This is a genomic window from bacterium (genome assembly GCA_020854115.1).
In the GTDB taxonomy this organism is placed as follows: domain Bacteria; phylum Patescibacteriota; class Saccharimonadia; order CAILAD01.
Genome location: JADZGC010000005.1, coordinates 19,827 through 28,300, shown reverse-complemented (window position 1 = coordinate 28,300; position 8,474 = coordinate 19,827). Strand labels below are relative to the sequence as shown.

General features: G+C 50.4%; 6 protein-coding genes. 3 read left to right on the top strand and 3 right to left on the bottom strand.

Going from position 1 to position 8,474, the window contains the following annotated elements:
• The coding region (locus IT415_01090; GenBank protein ID MCC7543286.1) for an ATP-dependent Clp protease ATP-binding subunit at positions 1–1,875 on the top strand (1,875 nt) is incomplete at its 5' end.
• A gap of 138 nt (positions 1,876–2,013) precedes the next feature.
• Here IT415_01090 and IT415_01085 read toward each other — a convergent pair.
• Positions 2,014–2,253 (bottom strand): hypothetical protein, encoded by a 240-nt coding sequence (locus IT415_01085; GenBank protein MCC7543285.1) that lies wholly within the window; start codon positions 2,251–2,253, stop codon positions 2,014–2,016.
• A gap of 209 nt (positions 2,254–2,462) precedes the next feature.
• Entirely contained in the window at positions 2,463–3,170 is a 708-nt protein-coding gene (locus IT415_01080) for a hypothetical protein (protein ID MCC7543284.1), read from the bottom strand.
• A 123-nt stretch (positions 3,171–3,293) separates the two neighbouring features.
• On the opposite strand from IT415_01080, the gene radA reads away from it, so the two are divergent.
• Both radA and IT415_01070 read left to right on the top strand, forming a co-directional pair.
• Positions 3,294–4,643 carry a DNA repair protein RadA gene (gene radA, locus IT415_01075; protein MCC7543283.1) on the top strand — a complete coding sequence of 450 codons (1,350 nt, stop codon included), beginning with the start codon at positions 3,294–3,296 and terminating at the stop codon, positions 4,641–4,643.
• A 26-nt stretch (positions 4,644–4,669) separates the two neighbouring features.
• Positions 4,670–5,647, top strand: a complete 978-nt coding sequence (locus IT415_01070) for a PIN domain nuclease (protein ID MCC7543282.1) — start codon at positions 4,670–4,672, stop codon at positions 5,645–5,647.
• Positions 5,648–5,671: 24 nt separating this feature from the next.
• Here the strand turns inward: IT415_01070 and IT415_01065 are convergent, their stop codons facing one another.
• Positions 5,672–8,332: a transglycosylase domain-containing protein gene (locus tag IT415_01065; GenBank protein ID MCC7543281.1), complete on the bottom strand. Its 2,661-nt coding sequence runs from the start codon at positions 8,330–8,332 to the stop codon at positions 5,672–5,674.
• Positions 8,333–8,474 lie beyond the last annotated feature (142 nt).

Genomic DNA, 8,474 nt, shown 5'->3' with positions numbered 1-8,474 from the left:
AATCGTCGACAAAAGAACAACCCGGTGCTCATCGGTGAGCCAGGAGTTGGGAAGACCGCCATTGTTGAGGGTCTGGCTGAGCGTATTATTCATGAAGAAGTACCAGAAGTGCTGCTTGGCAAACGAATCATTATGCTTGATATGGCAACGGTGATTGCAGGCACTAAATATCGTGGTGAGTTCGAAGAGCGCTTGAAGAAACTGATCGAAGAAGTAACCGACAACAAAGATGTCATTCTCTTCATTGATGAGCTGCACACGGTAGTAGGTGCAGGATCGGCTGAAGGGGCGATCGATGCTGCCAATATCCTTAAGCCTGCACTTTCGCGCGGTATGGTACAGGTGATAGGCGCTACAACTCTTGATGAATATCGTAGGCATATTGAAAAGGACGCGGCACTCGAGCGTCGCTTTCAGCCTGTAATTGTGCCAGAAGCTACAGTCGATGAGACGATTGAGGTTCTCAAGGGTGTGCGATCTAAATACGAAGAGCATCATGGTGTATCGATTACCGATGAGGCAGTCGAAGCTGCGGCCAAGCTTTCGGCACGCTACATTGCTGATAGGTTTTTGCCAGATAAGGCGATTGATTTAATCGATGAGGCTGCTAGCCTGGCTCGTATCGAGCGAGGGGGGAGCTCGAAGCAGCTCAAGAAGCTGCGGGATCGTATACTCGAGGTCAATGAACAGATTGATGAAGCAGTCTATAATCAGGACTTCGAATATGCCGCGCGCTTGAAAGCCGAAGTTAGTGTCCTCGAAGAAAAGATGCAAACTCAAGAGCAAAAAGATGCCACCAAAAAGCACCTCACGATCGGTGAAGAGGATATCGCGAAGGTCATTTCGCTGGCGACAGGCATCCCTGTGACACGCTTGGTGAAGGTAGAGACCGAGCAGCTCAAGAAATTGGCTACAACTCTCAAGAAGCACATCGTTGGCCAAGATGAAGCAGTTGAGGCTATTGCACAGTCGATCCGTCGTAGCCGTACGGGCATCGCGCATGCCGACCGACCGATCGGGAGTTTTATATTCTTGGGTCCAACTGGTGTGGGTAAGACCGAGATTGCGAGAGTATTGGCACGTGAGATCTTTCATGACAAGGATGCGCTCATCAAGGTCGACATGTCGGAGTTTATGGAACGCCATAATGTCTCTCGACTGGTAGGCGCCCCTGCTGGTTACGTAGGCTATGAAGATGCAGGGCAACTGACCGAGCAGGTACGCCGTAAGCCTTATTCGATCGTGTTGTTTGACGAAATCGAGAAGGCGCACCCGGATGTCTTTAATATGCTTCTCCAAATCCTCGAAGATGGGCAGCTAAGTGATGCCAAGGGTCGGGCAGTGGACTTTCGCAATACGATTATCATCATGACCAGCAACGTAGGTGCCAAGGCATTGTATCAAGAAGCAAAGATTGGATTTGCGACTGATACGCCAGACGAACAAAAAGAACTCGATCGTCTGCATGAGCAAATGAAGGGGGCGATTCAGCAGGAACTCAAGCGCACCTTCCGCCCAGAGTTTCTCAATCGCGTCGATCATACCGTAATCTTTAAGGCTCTCTCGAAGCTTGACGTGCGTGTAATTGTAGATTTGCAGCTTAAGGATCTTGCAAGGCGGCTCTACCAGAAAGACATCATGTTGAAGTTTGCGCCAAGCGTGAAGCAACTGTTAATTGAGAAAGGCTACGATGTAAATAATGGCGCGCGCCCGATGCGTCGTGCTATTCAGGCTCTCGTCGAGGACAGGCTTGCAGAAGCGATGATCGAGGGGGCGATCAACGAGGGTGATACTGTGCAGATTAAGGCACAAAAGGGTGAAGTAGTACTCGAAGTCACAAACAACGTAAATGTGGCGAAAACTCCCGTAGAATAAAACCCAGGCTATTGGGCTTGGGGAAGAGGGTCGTAAGCGCCTTGCGACCAGCTCCTTTTGCGATCATTGCTAAGCCGCTCAGTACCAAAAGAGGCTACAGAGTCAACGCTGAGGATCACATGAGAATCGCGGGCGGGCTTATGTGTCTAGCAGGCGGTCGAGAAGTCGAAGTACGAAGCCGCTGTAGTGACGAGTTGCTTCATCGCGTAGCGGCTTTCGAGTGTCCACAGTGATCTCGATGTCTGGTATATGCAGATCGGAAGGTGATGCTTGAAGATGCCTAACTTGGATGAGTTCTCGTGGAAGCTTCTGTGGAATATCTAGATTACGCCTATTCTCGTGCATGAGGAGTTGTAGTGAGTCAGCGAGTTCTGTCATGACCCATGCATTTTGCAAACGCATTGGGTGGCTCGGGTCGCCGCGTGTTGAGCCATATGCTACTGGTGCCTATTCTGGTTTTGTGGTGATCGTGATGCGGATCACGATGGCATCCTTCGTGTAGGTGCGAATGAATGTGAACAAGATACCATTCAGGGATTTAGTAGTCAAATAAAAAAACCCACGGGAGTACCGTGGGGAGGGAGGGCTTAGCGCTTCTCTGGCTTTGCAGGATCGCATTCGAGCATCGTGCGTCGAAATACCTCGGATAGGGTTCGCTGTTGACGCTTAGTGATCTTGTTTACCAGCAACGGAAGTACGAACACTGCGAAGGTCGCATATGCCGTCGCCAGAGTGATGCTTGCCAGGATGAGACTCGCTATCGGTCCGACCAGCAGGGTGAGCCCGACAAGCATAACCAGCGACGTGGTGATGGGAACCATCATGACCTGCGAAAGATCGGCAAGGCGATCCCATCCGTCTTGGTTGTACATCACGAGTGCGATACACACGATGATGGTCATGCATATCGCAGAAAGGATGAGTGCAGGAGCAATGCCCGCTCCTCCGACGACGAGCGTACCGAAGATGCCGAAAACAAACCCCAGTAAGGTCTGGGTTTCAATTTCCCAACTGTCTCGACCACGGCTGTCACGTCTCGCCTGGAGCTGATCCGTCACGAAATGCACAAACGTGAAGATACTGACAGGGATGAATAGCCCGAGCGGCGCGAGCCAGCCCGAGACCGAGGGGAGTGAAGTATAGGGTATCTCCCTGTCTCCCAGATTGATCATGAGTCGATCATAGTGAATCGGTCGGCCGACCACCTGCGTGCCGACACCTATGATTGCGTAGCCGACGATGACGGCGAGAATCCCCCAGCGAATGCTCAGGCGAAAAGCGCATTTGTATGACATACGTCTCCTTATGGAAGGTGCGGATAAGTAGACATAAATTACCATCATTTTACACATAAAGCAAGCGAATAACCATACAAATACCGTACAATTTTTACTTTAAGTCAGGTACAATATATGTATATGGCTAAGGCGGCGACTCAGTTTGTGTGCGAAGTCTGCGGGGCTCAATATTCTAAGTGGGCAGGGCGTTGCCTCCAGTGTAATAGTTGGGATAGTCTTGTCGAAACGAAGCCGGTCACAACCACCGGGAAGTCCGTTGGTTCTGGTACAGCTGCAAAACCAACTCGACTATCCGAAGTAGAACAGATCGCTGTACGGCGCTTCACGACTAGCCTCAAAGAAGTTGATTTGGTCTTAGGCGGCGGGGTGGTTCCAGGTTCGTTCAATCTCTTGTCGGGAGATCCGGGGGTTGGTAAATCAACGCTTGTTTTACAAATAGCTGCAGCTGTCGCGGCTGGAGATCCGGTGCTGTATGTCACCGGCGAAGAGAGTGATCGGCAGGTCAAGCTACGTGCCGATCGACTGGGTGTGGGTTCTGTGCAGCTTGATCTCTTGGCGACTACGCAAGCTGATGACGCGATTGCCGCCATAGCTACTAGTCAGTACAAACTGGTGATTATCGATTCGATCCAGACACTCGGAAGCTCTGCGCTGACGGCAAATCCTGGAAGCCCGAGTCAAATCACAACCGTGGCAAGCCAGGTGATGCAAACCGTCAAGACGACACACACTGCCTGTATCATGATTGGTCACGTGACGAAGGAAGGTAGCTTGGCTGGGCCAAAGCTATTGGAGCATCTCGTCGACGTCGTACTATCGATGGAGGGGGATCAGTATGGTGCTTTACGGGTGCTGAAGGCGAGTAAAAATCGCTTCGGAGCTACCAGTGATGTTGCGCTTCTCGAGATGGGGGAGTATGGCTTTGTACAGGTCGATAACCCAAGCGAGATACTGCTGGCCGAAAGACGCGATTTACCTGGTAGTGCGGTCTTCGCGGCTCTTGAAGGAACGCGACCCTTGATGGTAGAAGTGCAAGCCCTCGTCTCGCCGTCAATCTTGAGTTATCCGAAACGCGCTGCAGTCGGGCTCGATCAAAGCCGATTGGCGCTGTTGACGGCTGTTTTGACGAAACGCGCTGGGCTGCCATTATCAGATCAGGATGTCTATGTTAGTATAATAGGTGGGCTCAAGATCACTGAGCCCGCAGTCGACCTCGCACTTATTCTGGCTATTGCCAGCGCATATTATGGTACCGTGATTCCACGGTCACTAGTTAGTTTTGGGGAAGTTGGATTGGCTGGAGAGATCCGGTCAGTGCAATTGATGGATGCACGTGCCCGTGAGGCTCACAAGCTTGGCTTTAAGCATGTACTTGCACCGGCGTCCCTCAAGACTCAGGGAGTGATCGGTATCAATGATATCTCCGCGGCATTGGCACGACTGAAGCAGTCGAGTCCGAAGAAACAATAGTTTACCGAAAGGTTGGATTTTTTAATATGTACATCGCGATTCCGGTCGTCCTTATTGCGATTCTGATAGTGTGCTATATCGCGCTTAAGCTCATGAAGCTCGATCTCCAGCGCCTTATCTTGCTTACGCTTGGATTTTTGTGTGGTGCAGGCGCAGGGCTCTTGATCTCAATCCCTCTGGGTCGGCTACCATCGCCGTATAGTGATATTCTACCGATTACGGTGACACTGATGAGTGCTATCGCACTAGCGGAAGTATTTTATCGGCAGTACGACAATCTCGTGCGACTGTTCCCTCGACTCGATTTTTCAAGATCTGCATCTGATAAAGTAAAAACCAAGACTACGAAAAATCAAGCCCAGATTTTGGCTGATACCTCGGCGATTATTGATGGGCGTATTGCAGATATTGCATCGACCGGTTTTATCCCTGGCAAACTCTTAGTTCCGCGGTTTGTTTTGGCGGAGCTACAGAATATTGCTGATAGCGAAGACGCACTGCGTCGCAGTAAGGGACGTCGTGGGCTCGAGATGTTGAATCGGCTGCGTGAAAATGATCGGGTCAAGATAGATATCGTCGAGGATAATCCTGAGAAAATCAAAGAAGTTGATGCGAAGCTAGTGTACCTTGCACGTAAGCATAAGACTGATATTTTGACAACAGACTATAATCTCAACCGCGTGGCTACGATTCAATCCGTGAAGGTTCTGAATGTAAATGAATTAAGTCAAGCTTTACGTGCTGTGGTGCTGCCAGGTGAGCAGATGGTGGTACGCGTTGTGCAGGCTGGCAAAGAGAAGAATCAGGGAGTAGGCTATCTTGAGGATGGCACGATGATTGTTGTAGAGGGGGGTGATAAGCTGATTGGCCAAGAAGTGAATACTGAAGTAACTCGTATCTTCCAAACCGTTGCTGGCAAAATGATCTTTACAAAGCCAACTGCGCAGACGGCGACACGAACGAAAACCGCTCGTAAGCCAGTTGTGTCACGAGCTAAGAAGTAGAGTTATTGCTTCTGTGCTGGGTTGCTAGGGCCAGGTGAGGGCTACGGACCCCCCGGCCGAGCGAAAAACAGTCACGCTCGCACTTGTAGCGGTGCTTGTGTGGGTGCATACTGCTGAAGTACAGGCGGGCTTATTTACTCCATTGATCTTGAATGACGATATGCTTGCAATGCCGGTGCCAGACACGGTGCATGTATTCCCGCTGCAATCTAGTGAAAGGTCATTGTCGGTACCGGTAACATTTACGGCATTAGAGAGCCCAGCATAGAGATAATCATCGAGTACCTTGACCTGGATCTTTATTGGCCCTTGTATGCCCGGGGTGATTTGTAGTGGGTAGATGCCGACACCTGAAATCTGCTGAGTGGTAAGCTCCTGATCGTTTATGAGATATACGAGCTTGTTGGGTGTATGGGTGCCCTTTGTGACACTAGCGGTTACGTTGAATTTTGAGCCACTTGTTGGGCTTACGGTTATCGATACGGTTGGTTTCGCATCGCTGCAGTTGTGCATCGTTGATTTGTCGCTGGATGCCCCCGCCCCAGCCGCTAAACCCAGCGACTGAGCTAGTGCTGCTACAGGGGGTTGCCAACGAGCGTAGCTAATGTCGGTAGGTGGTATTTCGGCTTGAATTGCAATTACGGCGGAGTCTTGTAGGGCGTCAGGTGGCGTACATTCAGTAGCCTGTTTGCTGTCGAGCTTATTTACCTTCCCGCTATTGGCGCTTGGCGCTTGGGCTGGCTTATACCAAGCAGCGAATATGTCAGTTCGTTTTTTGCGGGTGGCACTGTTTGGCAATTTGCCGGTCTCGGCATCGAGCTCAACATCTTTGATTCCAGCAGGGCGCGTGAAAGGGATATCAGGATCGCTGGCAGTTGCGGCAGCCATATAGGTTTGCCAAATCGGGGCAGATACGATTGAAGCAGCTTGCGTCATGGGGCGGTTGTCGTTATTTCCGGCCCATACCCCAGTTACAATCTTGGGGGTATAGCCCATCGTCCAGGCATCTTTATAGTCCTCGGTAGTACCGGTCTTGGCAGCAACGGTCTTACCTCGAAGGGTAAGGGGATTATTGCAGGTGAATACCCCGAGAGCACAGCGCGCGCCATTGTCAGACATAATCGAATTAATTTCGTAGGCAATCTGCGGATCAAGCGCTTGTTTAGCCTTATTTGTATCGGCCGTATTCTTTTCAAGCGTCTTACCACTGGGATCGGTTACGGACAGGACTGTTACTTGATCTCGGATCTGGCCTCCAGACGGGAAGGCAGAAAAAGCATTAACCATCTCAGTGAGCTTTACTTCGCCCGCACCTAGTGCCATTGCAAGGCCGAGCCGATCTGCGTCAGACTTCTGGATTGTTGTTATACCCAGGTCATTAGCCGTCTGAATCGTGTTGGTGATGCCTGCAAGATAGAGCGCTTTGACCGCCGGGATATTTAATGAGCTCGCGAGAGCGTATCGCACTGGCTGAATCCCGTAGAAGCGCCCAGTATAGTTCTTAGGCCTGTAGCCACCACCGAAATCGGTCTGAACGTCGTACATGACTGAACCAGCACCCCAAGTATCTTTCTTGAAGAGTGAGGCGTACACGATCGGCTTGAAGCTCGAGCCTGGTTGACGCTCGGCTGCTGCTACATTAAAGTTGCCGACATCAGGATCTCCGTAATCATAACTTCCGACCATGGCAAGCATCTCGCCTGTCGCGACATCTTCGGATACAAGTGCTGCATTCGATCCGCCGAATCTTCGCACATTGTCGATATTCTTCTTCACAGCATCTTCAGCGATGCGTTGCTTGTCTAGGTCTAGCGAGGTAATGACCTTGAGACCACCTTCGTTGACTGTCTTGACGCCATACTTTTCTTCGAGTTGGTCACGTACATATTGCACGAAGTGAGGTGCAATCACATTTGCGGCGTAGTTTCGTACTTTCATAGTCGCGATAACGTTTTCTTTTTTCGCAGACTCCGCTTGCTCTTTGTTGATATAGCCCTGCTCTACCATCTGATCGAGGACGGTTGATTGTCGGGCAGTGAGGGCATCACGTTTTAGATTGTAGTAACTAGGTGCTTGTGGGAGTGATGCTAGTGTGGCACATTCTGCCAAGCTGAGATCTTGCACGTTCTTATCAAAATATGTCTTAGCGCCAGCTTGTATGCCGTAAGCCGTAGAGCCATAGGGGATTTCATTAAGATAAAGCTGTAAGATATCATCCTTCTTATAGAGAAGTTCGATTTGCATCGCCAAAATGAGCTCCTTGATCTTGCGAGTATAGGTGCGCTCGCCGGTCAGGAAGGCATTTTTTACATACTGTTGGGTAATGGTTGAGCCACCACCTCTACTTGGGTCGCGGAAAAGCACCCCAGTAAATGCACGCCCAATGCCGGTGATTGAAAATGCACCTTGTTTGTAGAAGTTCTTATCTTCAATTGCAACCGTGGCGTTACGGCAATTCTGCGGAATTTGCGTGAGTGGCACGACTGAACGATTCTTGTCGCCATAGATTTCTATGAGAGTAGTCTGCCCAGTGCGGTCATAGAGCTTGGTGGTTTGAGCTGAAATCTGAGAGTTGATCTTGTTTGGGCTTGGAAGATCTTTTGCAACCCAGAGGAAGAGTAGCAACACAGAGAGAACCAAGCCGGCCAAACTAAAGCCAATGACTTTTTTACCGGTTGGCGACATAATCGCCGCCCATATTGCTTGGGGCGAAAACCTACCATGTTTCTTTTTTCGGCCATGAGGGGTATTACTCTGAAGCTTCGCCGCCTCTGGGTGGCGAGAGGGCGTAGAGTGGGTTACGCGCCTTGGACGCTGTCTGCGAATT

Excerpts from the sequence above, each read along its gene's own strand:
- IT415_01080 (MCC7543284.1), bottom strand. The coding sequence starts at position 3,170 with ATGTCATACAAATGCGCTTTTCGCCTGAGCATTCGCTGGGGGATTCTC.
- IT415_01065 (MCC7543281.1), bottom strand. The coding sequence starts at position 8,332 with ATGTCGCCAACCGGTAAAAAAGTCATTGGCTTTAGTTTGGCCGGCTTG.
- IT415_01070 (MCC7543282.1), top strand. The coding sequence starts at position 4,670 with ATGTACATCGCGATTCCGGTCGTCCTTATTGCGATTCTGATAGTGTGC.
- radA (MCC7543283.1), top strand. The coding sequence starts at position 3,294 with ATGGCTAAGGCGGCGACTCAGTTTGTGTGCGAAGTCTGCGGGGCTCAA.
- IT415_01085 (MCC7543285.1), bottom strand. The coding sequence starts at position 2,253 with ATGACAGAACTCGCTGACTCACTACAACTCCTCATGCACGAGAATAGG.